This window comes from Herbaspirillum sp. B65, from assembly GCF_000333555.1.
Lineage (GTDB): Bacteria > Pseudomonadota > Gammaproteobacteria > Burkholderiales > Burkholderiaceae_D > Herbaspirillum > Herbaspirillum rubrisubalbicans.
In genome coordinates this window covers 1-14,908 of the sequence record NZ_BADI01000945.1, presented here as the reverse complement: position 1 = coordinate 14,908, position 14,908 = coordinate 1, and the positions used below count along the sequence as shown (strand labels likewise).

The following is a 14,908-nucleotide window of genomic DNA, read 5'->3' as shown; positions in this document are numbered from 1 at the left end:
GAATTGGCCCGGCCATTGGGGGTCTTCCACTGCCGTTGACGCGCCGCCAGTGGGCGCGGGAAGCCGCCCGGGTTCCACATGCGGGCATTGAAGTCGTGGAAGATATCGGGATAGGTGGCCTCGATGGACTCGCGGATGCGGGCATAGTCGCCCACCCAGCCATCCCAGTCCACGTGCGGATTGGGCGGCAGCAGGCGCTTGGCCAGCTCGGCCACGATGGCCGGCTCCGAGAGCAGGTGCGGCGAAGCCGGTTTGACGCGGCCACGCGAGCCGTGCATACAGCCGGTGCTGTCTTCCACCGACACCGCCTGTTCGCCACTGCGCTGGCGGTCGATCTCGATGCGCCCCAGGCAAGGCAGGACATAGGCGGTCTGGCCGTGGATCACGCAGGAGCGATTGAAATGGGTCACCACCTGCACCGTGAGGGGCAGCTTGCGCCAGGCCGGTTCCATCACGCCATGGTCGGGAATGGCGCGCACGAAATTGCCGCCCAACATGAAGAAGGCCGCCAGTTCACCATCGCGGATCTTCTCGCAGGCCTCCACGGTATTGAGGCCTTTCTCCATCGGCGGTTCGAAATGATAGAGCGCACGCAGCTTGTCGTTGGGCACCATTTCCGGCTTTTCGGTGATGCCCACCGTGCGCTGGCCCTGCACGTTGGAATGTCCGCGGATCGGACAGATGCCGGCGCCGGGCTTGCCGATGTTGCCGCGCATGAGCAAGAGATTGGTCAGCATGTGGATGGTGCGCACCGCTTCGCGATGCTGGGTCACGCCCATGCCATACATGAGCATGGCGCGACCCGCTGCGGCATAGGTGTCGGCGGCCAGTTCCAGCTCGGCGCGCGCAACCCCGGCATGGCGCTCGATCTCGCTCCAGTCGGCAGCACGGGCGGCGGCGGCGAAGTCCTCGAAACCGCTGGTGTGTTCATCGATGAAAGCCTGGTCCAGCAGGCGCGGCAAGCCTTCGACACGGGCGCGGTCATCGCGCTCGATGATGCGCTTGGCCATGCCGAGCACGGCCGCGGTGTCGCCACCGATCTTGATCTGCACGTATTGCGAACTGATGTCGGTATGCGCGGGCGTGATCATTTCCTTGGGCGACTGCGGATTGACGAAGCGCTCCAGGCCGCGCTCGCGCAAGGGATTGAAGGTGATCACCGGCACCCCGCGCCGGCGGGCGCCTTCCAGCGGATGCAACATGCGCGGGGCATTGGTGCCGGTGTTGTGCCCGAAGAAGAGAATGCAGTCGGTCTGTTCGAAATCCTCCAGCGTGATCGTCCCTACCGGCACGCCAATGGTCTCGGGCAAGGCCACCGAGGTGGATTCGTGGCACATGTTGGAACTGTCGGGCAGGTTGTTGGTACCGTACATGCGGGCCATCAACTGGTACAGGTAAGAGGTCTCCAGCGAGGCGCGCCCCGAGGCATAGAAGACGACCTGGCGCGGGTCCATCGCGCGCAGTCGGGCGGCGATGTCATCGAAGGCCTCGTTCCAGGAGACCGGCAGGTAGCGGTCGCTGGCGGCGTCGTACTTCATCGGCTCGGTGACGCGGCCAGTGGATTCCAACTCCAGGTCGTTCCAGCTTTCCATCTCGGTGACGGTGTGCCGCGCGAAGAACTCAGGCGTGGCGCGCTTGCCGGTGATTTCCCAGGCGGTCGCCTTGGCGCCGTTTTCGCAGAATTCGAACAGGTGCGGATCAGCCGGCTTGGCCCAGGAACAGCTCACGCAGGCAAAGCCATCGGGCTTGTTCTGCTTCATCAGGATGCGGGTGCCGGTGGCAATCACCTGTTCCTGCTGCAGGATGGAACCGAGCGCCTTGACCGAGCCCCAGCCACCGGCAGCGTTGTTGTATTCGTCAAAACGGGCTTGTTCGGGGATGTCCTTGGTTTTCATGTCGCTTCTCCGAGCGTGGTCAATGAGGCAGTCATGGTTGGCGCAGCGCATCGGTGATCAACTCATCGATGACCGAAGCATCCGAGTGGACAATGATGGAAGCGACGGCTCCATTTGGCTGTAGGCGTCGCACCGATTTACAGCGCAACCGATTCCTACAGCGTACCGCTGGCTTAACGAAGTCCTACTCCAAACACAGCGGCGCACCGACATCCTGCCTTAGCGCGAGCACGCATACTGCTGGCGTTGCGGTGTCCCTCGCCGCGCCCTTGCCTGCCAACCTTCTGCATTGTGGTCATGATGAGCCACCAAGCCCGACGCTATGCCCCGCCCTGCCCCGGACTGCCTGCTGCGCTGGAAGAATTCATCGCGCCTGCGCTGGCAGACTGCCCCCATGAACAGGTGGCGGCAGTGGACGCCCGATTGCTGCGCCAACTGGTGCTGGGTGCACTGGACCAACTGCCGCTGCCTGGCCAGGGCCAGACGTTGGCGCGCTGGCAGGCGTTGGCGGCGGTGGCGGCGCAGGATTTGTCGTTGGCCAAGCTCTATGAAGCGCATACCGATGCCTTGGCGATCCTGGCCGAAGCGGGTGCACATGCGCCGCCACATTCCATCTGGGGCGTCTGGTGCGCCCAGGGAAGGCCCGGCAGCTTGCACATGCGCACGGATGCCGGCACCGACCAGCTCATCCTGGACGGTGAAAAAAACTGGTGTTCCGGCGCGGCCGCCGTCACTCATGCACTGCTGGGCGAACGTGATGACCGTGGCCGCTATTGGCTGCTGGCGCTGGATCTGGGGCAAGCCGGCGTGGACGTCATCGAAGATGACTGGGCCGCCATCGGCATGGCGGCCACCCGCACCGCACGGCTACAACTGCGCAGCGCCTCGGCACGGGTGATCGGTGCACCCGGTTTCTACCTGGAGCGTCCTGGCTTCTGGCACGGCGGGATGGGCATCGCGGCCTGCTGGTATGGGGCGGCAGCGGCCCTGGTGGAGCTGATGCGCAAACGCCTGGTGCAGCGCGCCGACAGCCATGCATTGGCGCGTCTGGGCAGTGCCCAATGCGCATTGTACGGGGCTGCCGCCGCCCTGCGCGAAAGCGCCGCCGGCATCGATGCCAGTCCCGCCGCCAACGCCATGCAGCAAGCCCTGCGCACGCGCCTGATCGTGGAACGCGCCTGTCTGCAGATCATCGACGACCTGGGCTGTGCGCTCGGCCCCCATCCCTATTGCAACCACCGGCGCAGTGCGCGACTGCTGGCCGACCTGCCAGTGTGGCTGCGCCAGAGCCATGCCGAACGCGACCTGGCAGCACTGGCAAGGACCAGCCTTGAAGAGGAAACCGCCCCATGCTTACTTTGACCGCCACGCCCGCAGCGCCTACGACCGCTGCGCGCCATATCGACATACTGCAGGGCACTTCCGAAGCCAGTTGGCAAGGCTGCCAGCGCCTGCACGCCCTGCCCGAACTGGAACTGGGCCAGTTGGTGCCGCCGCGTTCGCGGGCGGTGATCCTGGCGCCCCATCCCGATGACGAAACCCTGGGTTGTGGTGGTCTGATCGCACAGTTGGCCAACCTGATGCGCGAGATCGCGGTGGTGGCCGTGAGCGATGGCGAGCACAGCCATCCAGAGAGCTCGCCGCTGGCTGCACGCTTACCGCTGTTGCGCCCGGCCGAGAGCATCGCCGCGCTGCACTGCCTGGGTGCAGGCCAGGCTCAGATACTGCGCACCCGCATTCCCGATGGTCGGATCGGGCAGCACCGGCTGGAGCTGAAGGCTTGGCTGATCGCACAATTGCGCCATACCGACATTGTCTTCGCCCCGTGGCGCATGGATGGCCATCCCGATCACGAGACCGTGGGCGAAGTGGCCGCCGAACTGGAACAGGAACTGGGCTGCAAGCTGGTGGAAGTACCCATCTGGGGCTGGCACAGGACGCAGCCGCTGGGCGGCGATTTTCCCTGGGTCCGGGCCCACAAGCTGAACCTGGACGCCGAGACCAGCCTCAAGAAGCGCCGCGCCCTACGCTGCTACCACAGCCAGATCAGCCGCGATGGCCAGCGGGACCCGGTACTGCCGGCCGGGGTGCTGGCGCATTTCGTGCGTCCCTATGAAGTGTTTTTCCTATGACCACAGGACCCACATCGGCCAGCGGCCACTTCGATGAGCTCTATGCAGCCAGTACCGATCCCTGGGACACCGGTACCAGTTGGTATGAGCAACGCAAGCGCGCCATCGTCCAGGCAATGCTGCCGCGCCAGCACTGCGGAGTCATCTTCGAGCCCGGCTGCGGCAGCGGCGAACTGACTCTGCAACTGGCGGCACGCTGTCAGACTTTGATCGCTTCCGATTTTTGCGAGGAAGCAGTACGCATCACCCGCCAAAAGACCGCCCACCTGCCCCACGTGCAGGTGCGCCTGCAGGTGCTGCCCGAACAGTGGCCGGTGCCGGCGCAGGATGTGCCGCCCTTTGAACTGATCGTGTTTTCCGAACTTTGCTATTACTTCGATGCGCCGCAAATGGCCCAGATGGTGGCCCTCGCGGTGGGCGGCCTGGCCCCGGAGGGACATCTGCTGGCCTGCCACTGGAAGAAGGATTTCGACGACCGCCTGCTGGCCACGCGCCATCTGCACCAGCTCATCGATGCCCACGCCCACCTCAAGCGCCAGGCTTGCTATGAAGATGAAGAGATCCTGATCGACCTCTGGCGCAAGACGGGAACCTCATACGACCCATGACTCGCCACCCGCCCCCAAGGAGCCGCCATGATAGGCATCGTCATTCCCGCCCACGATGAAGAAGCCAGCCTGCACGCCTGTCTACACGCCGCGTGTCAAGCGGCACGCCATCCGGCATTAGCGGGCGAGCCGGTGAGCATCGTGGTGGTGCTCGACAGTTGCAGCGATGCCTCCGCAGCGATTGCGCAGCGTCATCCCGTGACCGTGTTGCCGCTGCAGGTACGCAATGTGGGCCTGGCGCGCCATCACGGGGCCGCCGCGCTGATCGCGCAGGGCGCGCGCTGGCTGGCCTTCACCGACGCCGATACCCTGGTCGCGCCCGACTGGCTAGTCGCTCAACTGCATTTGCAAGTCGATGCCGTATGCGGCACGGTCAGCCCGGATGGCTGGCAGGGCCATCCACCCCAGGTGCAGCAGCGCTTCGCACGTCACTATCAGGATCGCGACGAACACCGCCACATCCACGGCGCCAACTTCGGAGTTTCCACGCAAGCCTATTTGCGCGCTGGGGGCTTTCCGCCCCTGCCGTGCCATGAGGACGTGGGGCTGGTGCGGGCACTGCAAGCCATCGATGTGCGCATCGCCTGGAGCGCCAGCGTGCGCGTAGTCACCAGCACACGCGCCCATAGCAAGGTGCGCGGCGGCTTTGGCGATACCTTGCGGCAATGGGACGTGGAGGAACGCGCCCATCTGGCGCGCTCGCCTCAACGGGAAAGGGTCTCGGTGCGTACCACCTGTTGCGCCTGTTCCAGGCTCACGTGATGCTCTTGCACGGTATTGACCAGCTTTTGCCGTCTGGCGCGGGAGCCGAAATTGTTGGCGTAGATCCAGGTGAACTCCGCCCCCAGCAGGAAGATCTGGGCCGAGTAGTAAATCCACAGCAGCAACAGCGCAAACGAACCGGCTGCACCAAAACCGGAGGTCATGCCGGTACTGCCCAGGTACAGGCCGATCAGGTATTTGCCGATGATGAACAGCACCGTGGTGGCCACCGCGCCGATCCACACGTCATGCCAGGACAGGGTCACGCGCGGCATGAACTTGTAGATCATCGAAAACAGCGTAGAGAACACCACGAAGGACAACACGAAGTTGAGCAATTGCAGCACCAGTTGCCAACCCTCGAACCAGCCGCCCCACCAGCGCCCCAATGCCGCCAGTGCGGCGCTGACCACCAGCGAGATGATCAGCAGGAAACCCAGCCCCAGGATCAGTCCGAAGGACAGTAGCCGCGTGCGTGCCAGTTGCCACACACCACTCTTGCGCTTGACCACGGGGATGCGCCAGATGCGATCGAGCGCACTCTGCAATTCCGAGAACACGGCCGTGGCCCCGATGACCAGGGTCACCACCGAAATACCGGCGGCGATCATGCCTTCACGCGGCTGGCTCACCGAGCGCAGCAGCCCCTGGATGGCGAAGGCGCCCTCGGTGCCGACGATGTCGCGGATCTGGTTGACGATCTCGCCCTGGGCCGCATCATGGCCGAACAACATGCCGGCCACTGCAATGGCGATCACCAGCATGGGGGCAATCGAGAAGATGGTGTAGTAGGCGATGGCTGCGCCCATGCTGGGGGCGAAGTCGGTGATCCAGGCATCGATGGCCGCCACCGTCATCTGCCAGGCTTGCTGGGCGCGCGTGCCGCCCTTGAGCATCTTGACCTCGGCCGCCGGGTCCAGGTAATCCGAAGGGAGCGGCTCCAGTCTGGCCTTGACGAGTCCACCCGGGCCGGGGCGTCGGGTGGCGGCGGTTTTTCCAGCTGGGCCTTGGCTGCCGCCACCTTGGCGCGCGCCGAACCCCGGCGCCAGGCAGCGATGAGCGGCATGGCCAGGCTCACCAGGCGCAAGGCGCGCTCCAGACCATGCGGGATGAGCTCGCGCTCGCAAGGGGTAGCAGGAGCGCCCGGCGACACCGCTTGCGCGCGCCGCTGCCGACGCTTGCGGCCCAGCCAGAGTCCGAGGCCGGCACTGAGCACGAAGCCGGCTACCAGAGCGCCACCGGAGAGGCCATCGTCATCCTGCTCGTGCTGTTCATCACGCACGGGAGTGAGATCGGCAGGCTCCGGCGCAGCATCGGTGACGCCAGGATGACGGGAGCGCAAGGGGTCGTAAGAGCTGCTCATGAGGGGCCTCGGCTGCATATTGTTGTGGCGGTGTGACTGGCGGGCGAGCTCGATTGTTCCTCGTTGCTGCCCGCCCGTCCAGCCTTGTAGGAAGCCGCTGACGGCGATTGGGCAAGCGACGCGAAATGATCGCGCGTGGTATAAAGACAGTCTTAAGACAGTCTTCGCGCCGCCACCGTGGTGGTCTCGCAATGCGCATGAACCAGACCGCCCCCGGCGGGTCTGCCTGAATTCTCCCGGCCGTCGCGCCCACCTGGCAGCGGTGGCCCTGCCCCAACCTGACCAACGAGGATAGCCCATGTATAAGGACGTACAGCTTTTCATCAACGGTGAATGGACCGCCAGCGCTTCCGGTCGCACCATCGATGTCATCAACCCGGCCACCGAGGAAGTGATCGGCAAGATCGCCCACGCTGACCGCAGCGACCTGGACCGCGCCCTGGAAGCGGCAAAGAAGGGCTTCGAGACCTGGCGCAACATGTCCGCCTTCGAGCGCTCCAAGATCATGCGCCGCGCCGCCGACCTGCTGCGCGAGCGCGCCGAGGACGTGGCGCGCCTGATGACCCAGGAACAAGGCAAGCCGTTGGCCGAAGCCAAGATGGAAACCCTGGGTGCGGCCGATACCATCGACTGGTTCGCCGAGGAAGCGCGTCGCACCTACGGTCGCCTGGTGCCGGCCCGCGTGCCGGGCGCCTACCAGATGGTGATCAAGGAGCCGGTCGGCCCGGTGGCCGCCTTCACGCCCTGGAATTTCCCGATCAACCAGGTGGTGCGCAAGCTCTCAGCGGCCCTGGCTGCCGGCTGCTCCATCATCGTCAAGGCCCCGGAAGAAACCCCGGCCTCGCCGGCTGAACTGATCCGCGCCTATGCCGATGCGGGCGTGCCGGCTGGCGTGATCAACCTGGTCTATGGCGTGCCGGCCGAGATCTCGGAATACCTGATCCCGCATCCGGTGATCAAGAAGATTTCCTTCACCGGCTCCACCCCGGTGGGCAAGCAATTGGCGGCGCTGGCCGGCCAGTACATGAAGCGCGCCACCATGGAACTGGGCGGTCACGCGCCGGCCATGGTGTTCGATGACGTGGACGTGGAAGTGGCGGCCAAGACCCTGGCCGCGGCCAAGTTCCGCAATGCCGGCCAGGTGTGCGTCTCGCCGACCCGCTTCCTGGTACAGAAGGGTGTGTTCAATGCCTTCGTCGACAAGTTCGTCACCTATGCCGAGCAACTGAAGGTGGGCAATGGCCTGGAAGCCGGCGTGAACATGGGGCCGGTGGCCAACAAGCGGCGCATCCCGGCGCTGGAAGCGCTCATCGACGACGCCGTCGCGCAAGGCGCGCAACTGCGCACCGGTGGCAAGCGCATTGGTAACAAGGGTTACTTCTTCCAGCCCACCGTGCTGACCAATATTGCGCTGAACGCCCGCGTGATGAACGAAGAACCCTTCGGCCCGCTGGCCCTGATCAATTCCTTCGAGTCCCTTGATGAAGTGATCGCCGAAGCCAATCGCCTGCCCTTCGGTCTGGCCGCCTATGCCTTCGCCAAGTCGGCGCACACCAAGCACGCCCTGGCGGCGCGCGTGGAAAGCGGCATGTTGACCATCAACCACCTGGGCCTGGCCCTGCCGGAACTGCCCTTCGGCGGCATCAAGGACAGCGGCTACGGCTCCGAAGGCGGGACCGAAGCCATTGAGGCCTACATCAATACCAAGCTGGTGACCCAGTTAGATATCTGATGACTTAGCCTCTGTGCTCATGCAAAAACGGCGAACCCGCAAAGGTTCGCCGTTTTTGTTTGCGGGGGTCTTGCAATGCCTATTCCTCGCCTCCCGAAGGCGGTACCAGGATGTCGCGGCTGCCATTGCGCGACATGGCCGAGAGCACGCCGGCCGTTTCCATCTGCTCCACCAGCCGCGCAGCGCGGTTGTAGCCGATGCGCAATTGGCGCTGCACCGAGGAGATGGAGGCCCGGCGCGTCTTGAGCACGAAGGCCACGGCTTCGTCGTAGAGCGGATCGGATTCGGCATCGCCACCCTCGCCGCCGGCAAACATGTCGGCCTGGGCGGTGTCCTCTGAGATCGGCGGCGCCAGGATTTCTTCGATGTAGCGTGGCTCGCCGAAGGACTTCAGGTATTCCACCACGCGGTGCACTTCCTCATCCGAGACAAAAGCGCCATGCACGCGCTGCGGATAACCCGAGCCGGGCGGCAGGAACAGCATGTCGCCATGGCCCAGCAGCGACTCGGCTCCCATCTGGTCCAGCACGGTGCGCGAGTCGATCTTGGAAGAGACCTGGAAGGCCACGCGGGTCGGGATATTGGCCTTGATCAGGCCAGTGATCACATCCACCGATGGGCGCTGGGTGGCCAGGATCAGGTGGATGCCGGCCGCGCGCGCCTTCTGCGCCAGGCGAGCGATCAACTCTTCGACCTTCTTGCCGACCACCATCATCAGGTCGGCCAGTTCATCGATGACGATGACGATGGTGGGCAGATTTTCCAGCGGCTCGGGGGCGTCCGGCGTGAGGCTGAAGGGATTGGGAATCTTCTCGCCACGGGCGGCGGCTTCATCGAGCTTCTGGTTGTAGCCGGCCAGGTTGCGCACGCCCAGCTTGGACATCTTCTTGTAGCGGCGTTCCATCTCTTCCACCGCCCAGTTCAGGGCGTGCGCCGCTTCGCGCATGTCGGTCACCACCGGCGCCAGCAGGTGCGGGATGCCTTCATAGATGGACAACTCCAGCATCTTGGGGTCGATCATGATCAGGCGCACTTCCTCGGGGGTGGCCTTGTAGAGCAGCGAGAGGATCATGGCATTGATGGCCACCGACTTGCCCGAACCGGTGGTACCGGCCACCAGCATGTGCGGCGCGCGCGCCAGGTCGGTCACCACGGGGGTGCCGGTGATGTCCTTGCCCATGGCAATGGTGAGATGCGAAGCCGACTTGCGATAAGCCTGCGAATGCACGATCTCGGAAAGCTTGATCATCTGCCGGCGCGCATTGGGCAACTCCAGGCCCATGCAGGTCTTGCCGGGGATGGTCTCGACCACGCGGATGGAAGTCAGGCCCAGGGCGCGGGACAGATCCTTCATCAGGTTCACCACCTGGGCGCCGCGCACGCCCTGCGCCGGTTCCACCTCGAAGCGGGTAATCACCGGGCCGGCCTCGGCGCCCAGCACGGTCACCGGCACCTTGAATTCGCGCAGGCGCTGTTCGATCAGGCGACCGGTTTCCTCCAGTTGCTGGGGATCGATTTCGATGCGCGACTCCGGCACTTCATCGAGCAGGTCCAGCGAGGGCAAGGGAATGTCCACGTGCGGCTCATCCTCCTGCGCGCCATAGGACAGGGCAGCCGGCTGCGTATAGTGCGGCACGGCGGGCGGCTGATGCACCGTGAAGGAGGGCGTCGGCGCCGCCTGAAGAGGAGACGGAGCAGGCACAGGATCGGGCAGCATGTCGAACCAGGGTGCATTGAAGGTGCCGAGGTCGATCGGTTCCTGTTGGACCGGTTCAGGCTCGGGGGCTGGCGGCAAGGCCGTGGGTGTGGGCAGCGGCGGCAAGCTTGGCGGCGGTGCCATGGGCTCGGCAGGCGCTTGCTGCGCCAGCGGCACGATCGGGGCCGACGGCGGCAACGGTTCAGGCGCGCTGCTCTCCTGCAGCGAGCGCATCAGGCGCGTCGGCACCAGGTCGGCGCGCTCGGCCGGCCGGCCTGCGGTATCACCGGGCGGCTGGCCAGCGCGGCCCACACTGCTGATGCGGATGCTGCGGGTGGCCGGTGACGGCGGCATGGTCGAGGTCGGGTTGCCACGAGCAATCGAGGAGGGAATGGGACGAATCGGTGGCGTCGGATTGCTGGCCCGTGACAGGCTGGCATCGGCCGCTGCGCTGGCCGCGGAGATGGCGCGGCTGGCGGCGGCGCGGGCCAGCATGGCCTCGGTCGGACGCAGGCTTTCGAAGGCCGCCCATTCGGATTCAGGACGCGGCTTGGCAGCCGGATCGGCTTGACGGGGATTGAGCGAAGGCCATTTTCCACCCTGGCCACCCGGCCCGCCTGGCCCCGTGTGTTGCTGGCGAGGATGGTTTCCGGTGATGGCCGAGAGCGGGACTTTCCAGTCATCGCGGGCTGCGCCCTCGGCCGGACGGGGCGCGGGCGGCGTCGGTGGCGCGGCCGGCGTCAGGCGGGCCGGGCGCGGACGCGGTTCGAACGGCGAAGCGGCCGGCCCGCGTTTAGGCGCAGGCGCGCGGCTGACCGGCGGGCGACGCTCGCTCGCGGCCGGGAAACTGCTGCGCGCACCACTGCCGCCATGGGCGTGCGGGCTGCTCAAGCGCACCCGTTCGCTTTCGATGCTGCCGCGGCGCGGCGGGCCCAGGTCCAGTTCGGGATGATCGTCCCGCTCGCTGGCAGCAGCCCGGCTGAAGATGGCCCCCAGCAGCCATTTCAGGCCCAGCGCCAGCAAGCCCAGCATCAGCAGGGCCGCCAGCCATTTGTTGATCTTGCCACCCAGGCCCTCCATGAGGGCCGCGCCGAACAGCGCCGCACTGGGGCCATCGTCGCTGGAACTGAGTTGGGCGCGGACCAGCGACTCCAGCGCAGCGCTGGCCGCCAGCAACAACAGGCTGCCGCACCACAGGCGAATGGCACCGCGGCCCCCGAAGAGCGACTTGCGGCCGAGCGCGCGCACTACCGTGCGCAGCAGCAGCGGCAGCAGCCAGAGGACCGACCAGCCAAACCATTTGACGAAAATCATGCTACTCCCAAACTTCACCGGCCTGGCAAGACGCCAGCCGGCCTCGTGAATCTATTCGGACAACGCCAATGCGCGCCGCAGGCTGCGAGTGTAAACCAAACCCGACCCCAGCCACCTGAGCTGGCGCCGTCCTTTGGTGTAGGTTGGTCCCTGCACCTTAGCCGGCATGGCAATGGCAATCGCGCACGTGGTCGTTGATCACGCCCCCGCCTTGCAGGTAGGCGTAGATGATGGTGGAACCGACGAACTTGAAGCCGCGCCGGGCCAGGTCCTTGGAAATGGCGTCCGACAATGGCGTCTTGGCCGGGCAATCGGCCAACGACGCCCAGCGGTTGACGATGGGCTGGCCATCGACATGGCCCCACAGATAGGGATCGAGCCCGCCCACTTCCTCGCACAGCTTGAGATAGGCGCGGGCATTGCCAATGGTGGCCGCCACCTTGAGGCGATTGCGCACGATGCCGGGATTGGCCAGCAGTTGCGCCACCCGGCGCTCATCGTAGCGGGCGATCTTGTCGGCGTCCCAGCCGTCGAAGGCCTCGCGGTAACTGTCGCGCTTGTTCAGTACGGTTTCCCATGAGAGCCCGGCCTGGGCGCCTTCCAGGTTCAGCATTTCAAACAGACGGGTCTCATCGTGGCAGGGCACGCCCCATTCATGGTCGTGATAGTCAACGTAACGAGGATTGGCGAGGTTGACCCAGCCGCAGCGGATCGGAGATGGATTCATGGTCAGTGTTTGCTTTCGTCCTGCCTTCTAGGCAGGCTGCGCCGGGTCGGGCGGGTCAATCGGGAACTCCTCGATGCCCATGGCCCGAATTGCCGACAGATCATATATCTTTCAGGAAATATCGGCAGCATCGCCATCCAGCACGACATCCGCATGACCACATGAGCACGTTGCTTGCCGACCGCTGCCGCCTGCGCATGTCACGGCAGATGTGACGGGTCAGGGGACTGGACGGCCATCATACCGAACAGTTTGCCGTGATACGTCAGGTGACGCAAAAAATTAGCGGGACGGCTCTTGTTATCGGGAAGGGGAATGCCTGAGGGCAGCGTTGAGCAGCGGCACGGGACAAGTCAACACCGGCAGCCCTAGGCCGGCGACCAGCCTGTGTTGCCGCCGGGCAGTTGGAAGCGCGCAAAGCGCCACGTCCAGCTATTGCGGCCGGACGTGCTGAGGCTCAATAGCCCATGGCAGCATGACGCTGCCCTGGACTGCAATGCACTGGTCTGAGCTGCTCTGCGCAGAGCGCAGAGCTCAGACCTCTTACCTCTTACATCTTACATCTTACCTCTAGCTCACTCCACCAGATCCAGCGTCAAGCGTTCCTGGGCCAGCTTGAACACCGACATCGCATTGACCAATTGTTGCGCCTGGCCCTTGAGGCTTTCGGCCGCGGCTGCGGTCTGCTCGACCAGGGCCGCGTTCTGCTGCGTGACCTGGTCCATCTGGGTGACTGCCTCGCTGACCTGCCCCACACCGGCGCTTTGCTCCACGCTGGCTTCGTTGATGCGGCTCATGATGTCGGTCACCCGCGCCACCGAGGCCACCACTTCATCCATGGTCTGCCCGGCCTGATCGACCAGTTGCGTGCCATGTTCGATGCGCTCCACGCTGACCGTGATAAGTCCCTTGATCTGCTTGGCCGCCTCGGCCGAGCGTCCGGCCAGGCTGCGCACTTCGGAGGCCACCACCGCAAAGCCGCGGCCCTGCTCGCCGGCACGGGCCGCTTCCACCGCCGCATTGAGCGCCAGGATGTTGGTCTGGAAGGCAATGCCGTCGATCACGCCGATGATGTCGGCGATGTGCTTGCTGCTGTCGTTGATGTTGCGCATGGTCTGCACCACTTCCGAGACCACCTCGCCGCCCTTCCTGGCGATATCGCTGGCGGCCTTGGTGAGGCTGTCGGCTTCGCGCGCGCTTTCCACGTTCTGGGTGACGGTAGTGCTCAGTTCTTCCATCGAGGCAGCGGTCTCTTCCAGGGCCGAGGCCTGCGATTCGGTGCGTTGCGCCAGGTCGTTGTTGCCCTTGGAAATCTCGGCGCTGGCCGTGGATTCTTCTCGCTTCCGGCGGCATCGGGATGCCCGCGTTGCAGGCCATGCTGTCCAGGCAGGTAGATGACGACCATCAGGGACAGCTTCAAGGATCGCTCGCGGCTCTTACCAGCCTAACTTCGATCATTGGACCGCTGATCGTCACGGCGATTTATGCCGCCTCGGCGAGCACATGGAACGGGTTGGCATGGATTGTAGGCGCCGCCCTATACCTTGTCTGCCTCCCCGCGTTGCGTCGCGGTGCATGGAGCCGGGCCACCTCGACCTGAATGGAAGCCGGCGGCACCTCGCTAACGGATTCCTCGGCCAGCATCATCGCCAGTTGCGGTACCTGCTCGCAGTGCCGACCGGTGTGCGGTGATTTGGCACCGATGCCGATGTTGATGAGCTTGATCAGGCTTTCGAACAGGTTTTCCAGGCGCCCGATCAACTGCTGGTTGGTCATCGCCATGGCCGCCTGCGACGCCAATGCTTCGATGAAGCGCTGGTCGGTCTCGGAGAAGGGCTGCGGCTCGCCAGTGTCGGGATCGATGGCATTGACGAGCTGCAACACGCCCACCAGTTCGCCCTCGTGATCCTGCATCGGCACGGTCAGGATGGATTTGGAGCGATAGCCATATTTCTCATCGAAGAGCCGCATCCCATTGAAGTTGAAGCCGCTAGCCTGGTACACGTCGGCAATGTTGACCGAGTGCCGGGTATTGGCGGCGTAGGCGGCCACCGCGCTCAGATTGGGCTGGCCATCGGGCAGCGTGAGAGCAATCTCGGGCGTGGAGACGGCGCGGCCGCTGCTGCCGCCCTGGTGCATCTTCAGGGTCTGGTTGACCGAGATATCGAAACGCAGCGCCTCGCCATTGTCGGTGGTGCGATAGAGCGTGCCGCCATCGGCGCGGGTGATGTCGCGCGCGGTCAGCAGGATGCGTTCGAGCAACATGGGGATGTCGCGGTTGCTGCCCAGCTCGCGGCACAGATCGGTCAGTCGCTCCAGCCGGTAGGCGATGTCGCGGTGCTCGCCCGCGGTAGGCGCCAGATCGTGCATGTTGGCCTGGACACTCATGCTGCCTCCTTCCCAGCGCGGCAGTAACGGCACTGGCCGACTTGGCAAGCGTGGGCTGCTGGATGGACTGCTGGCAACATGCTACTCCCTGAGGCGTTGGCGGATGGACATGGCGAGGTGATTGCCGAGGGCAATTCCGGCGCTTCTTTGTAGAACTCATTTCATCAATAGGCGTGAGTGCAAGCGAGTCCCATTTGGGATGAAGTGCAAGGGGCGAATTTTGGGTCAAGACTGGGCGTCTTGACCCAAATTCTTAACGCACAATTCGCCCAAACGGGCCCCTCCCTTCGG

The 14,908-nt window shown here is 64.8% G+C and carries 10 protein-coding genes and 3 pseudogenes; 6 read left to right on the top strand and 7 right to left on the bottom strand.

Annotated features, from left to right (window positions below):
* Positions 1-1,895 (bottom strand): FdhF/YdeP family oxidoreductase (locus I5W_RS22120; protein WP_044530856.1); only part of this gene is annotated, 1,895 nt, incomplete at its 3' end.
* A 297-nt stretch (positions 1,896-2,192) separates the two neighbouring features.
* On the opposite strand from I5W_RS22120, the gene I5W_RS22115 reads away from it, so the two are divergent.
* The 4 genes from I5W_RS22115 to I5W_RS22100 are packed head-to-tail and all read left to right on the top strand — an operon-like array spanning position 2,193 to position 5,397.
* Complete coding sequence (locus I5W_RS22115; RefSeq protein ID WP_083893602.1) at positions 2,193-3,257, top strand: acyl-CoA dehydrogenase; 1,065 nt, start codon at positions 2,193-2,195, stop codon at positions 3,255-3,257.
* Positions 3,245-4,027, top strand: coding sequence for a PIG-L deacetylase family protein (locus I5W_RS22110; RefSeq protein WP_050010713.1), 783 nt, complete (start codon positions 3,245-3,247; stop codon positions 4,025-4,027). Before I5W_RS22115 ends, I5W_RS22110 begins: the two co-directional genes overlap by 13 nt.
* Complete coding sequence (locus I5W_RS22105; RefSeq protein ID WP_044530855.1) at positions 4,024-4,635, top strand: SAM-dependent methyltransferase; 612 nt, start codon at positions 4,024-4,026, stop codon at positions 4,633-4,635. Before I5W_RS22110 ends, I5W_RS22105 begins: the two co-directional genes overlap by 4 nt.
* A 27-nt stretch (positions 4,636-4,662) precedes the next feature.
* Entirely contained in the window at positions 4,663-5,397 is a 735-nt protein-coding gene (locus I5W_RS22100; RefSeq protein WP_044530854.1) for a glycosyltransferase, read from the top strand.
* Here I5W_RS22100 and I5W_RS22095 read toward each other — a convergent pair.
* Both I5W_RS22095 and I5W_RS33655 read right to left on the bottom strand, forming a co-directional pair.
* Positions 5,340-6,293 carry a YihY/virulence factor BrkB family protein gene (locus tag I5W_RS22095; protein WP_044530853.1) on the bottom strand — a complete coding sequence of 318 codons (954 nt, stop codon included), beginning with the start codon at positions 6,291-6,293 and terminating at the stop codon, positions 5,340-5,342. The genes I5W_RS22100 and I5W_RS22095 overlap by 58 nt on opposite strands.
* A complete protein-coding gene (locus tag I5W_RS33655; RefSeq protein WP_252717173.1) occupies positions 6,251-6,760 on the bottom strand; it encodes a hypothetical protein in 510 nt (169 codons plus the stop codon). Before I5W_RS33655 ends, I5W_RS22095 begins: the two co-directional genes overlap by 43 nt.
* A gap of 298 nt (positions 6,761-7,058) precedes the next feature.
* Between I5W_RS33655 and I5W_RS22085 the strand changes: the two genes are divergently transcribed.
* Complete coding sequence (locus tag I5W_RS22085; RefSeq protein ID WP_044530851.1) at positions 7,059-8,492, top strand: NAD-dependent succinate-semialdehyde dehydrogenase; 1,434 nt, start codon at positions 7,059-7,061, stop codon at positions 8,490-8,492.
* 79 nt (positions 8,493-8,571) lie between these two features.
* Here the strand turns inward: I5W_RS22085 and I5W_RS22080 are convergent, their stop codons facing one another.
* The 3 genes and pseudogenes from I5W_RS22080 to I5W_RS22070 all read right to left on the bottom strand — a co-directional run.
* Positions 8,572-11,502 (bottom strand): DNA translocase FtsK, encoded by a 2,931-nt coding sequence (locus I5W_RS22080; protein WP_044530850.1) that lies wholly within the window; start codon positions 11,500-11,502, stop codon positions 8,572-8,574.
* Between the two features lie 157 nt (positions 11,503-11,659).
* Positions 11,660-12,229, bottom strand: a complete 570-nt coding sequence (locus I5W_RS22075) for a DNA-3-methyladenine glycosylase I (RefSeq protein ID WP_044530849.1) — start codon at positions 12,227-12,229, stop codon at positions 11,660-11,662.
* A 575-nt stretch (positions 12,230-12,804) separates the two neighbouring features.
* Positions 12,805-13,560 (bottom strand): annotated as a pseudogene (locus tag I5W_RS22070) (methyl-accepting chemotaxis protein); the annotation flags it as partial.
* On the opposite strand from I5W_RS22070, the pseudogene I5W_RS30375 reads away from it, so the two are divergent.
* Positions 13,560-13,829 (top strand): annotated as a pseudogene (locus tag I5W_RS30375) (tetracycline resistance MFS efflux pump); the annotation flags it as partial. The pseudogenes I5W_RS22070 and I5W_RS30375 sit on opposite strands and share 1 nt — an antisense overlap.
* Here the strand turns inward: I5W_RS30375 and I5W_RS22065 are convergent.
* Positions 13,823-14,617: pseudogene (locus tag I5W_RS22065) on the bottom strand (GAF domain-containing protein); the annotation flags it as partial. The pseudogenes I5W_RS30375 and I5W_RS22065 sit on opposite strands and share 7 nt — an antisense overlap.
* Between the last annotated feature and the right edge of the window lie 291 nt (positions 14,618-14,908).

Excerpts from the sequence above, each read along its gene's own strand:
- I5W_RS22115 (WP_083893602.1), top strand. The coding sequence starts at position 2,193 with ATGATGAGCCACCAAGCCCGACGCTATGCCCCGCCCTGCCCCGGACTG.
- I5W_RS22110 (WP_050010713.1), top strand. The coding sequence starts at position 3,245 with ATGCTTACTTTGACCGCCACGCCCGCAGCGCCTACGACCGCTGCGCGC.
- I5W_RS22105 (WP_044530855.1), top strand. The coding sequence starts at position 4,024 with ATGACCACAGGACCCACATCGGCCAGCGGCCACTTCGATGAGCTCTAT.
- I5W_RS22100 (WP_044530854.1), top strand. The coding sequence starts at position 4,663 with ATGATAGGCATCGTCATTCCCGCCCACGATGAAGAAGCCAGCCTGCAC.
- I5W_RS22095 (WP_044530853.1), bottom strand. The coding sequence starts at position 6,293 with ATGCTCAAGGGCGGCACGCGCGCCCAGCAAGCCTGGCAGATGACGGTG.
- I5W_RS33655 (WP_252717173.1), bottom strand. The coding sequence starts at position 6,760 with ATGAGCAGCTCTTACGACCCCTTGCGCTCCCGTCATCCTGGCGTCACC.
- I5W_RS22085 (WP_044530851.1), top strand. The coding sequence starts at position 7,059 with ATGTATAAGGACGTACAGCTTTTCATCAACGGTGAATGGACCGCCAGC.
- I5W_RS22080 (WP_044530850.1), bottom strand. The coding sequence starts at position 11,502 with ATGATTTTCGTCAAATGGTTTGGCTGGTCGGTCCTCTGGCTGCTGCCG.
- I5W_RS22075 (WP_044530849.1), bottom strand. The coding sequence starts at position 12,229 with ATGAATCCATCTCCGATCCGCTGCGGCTGGGTCAACCTCGCCAATCCT.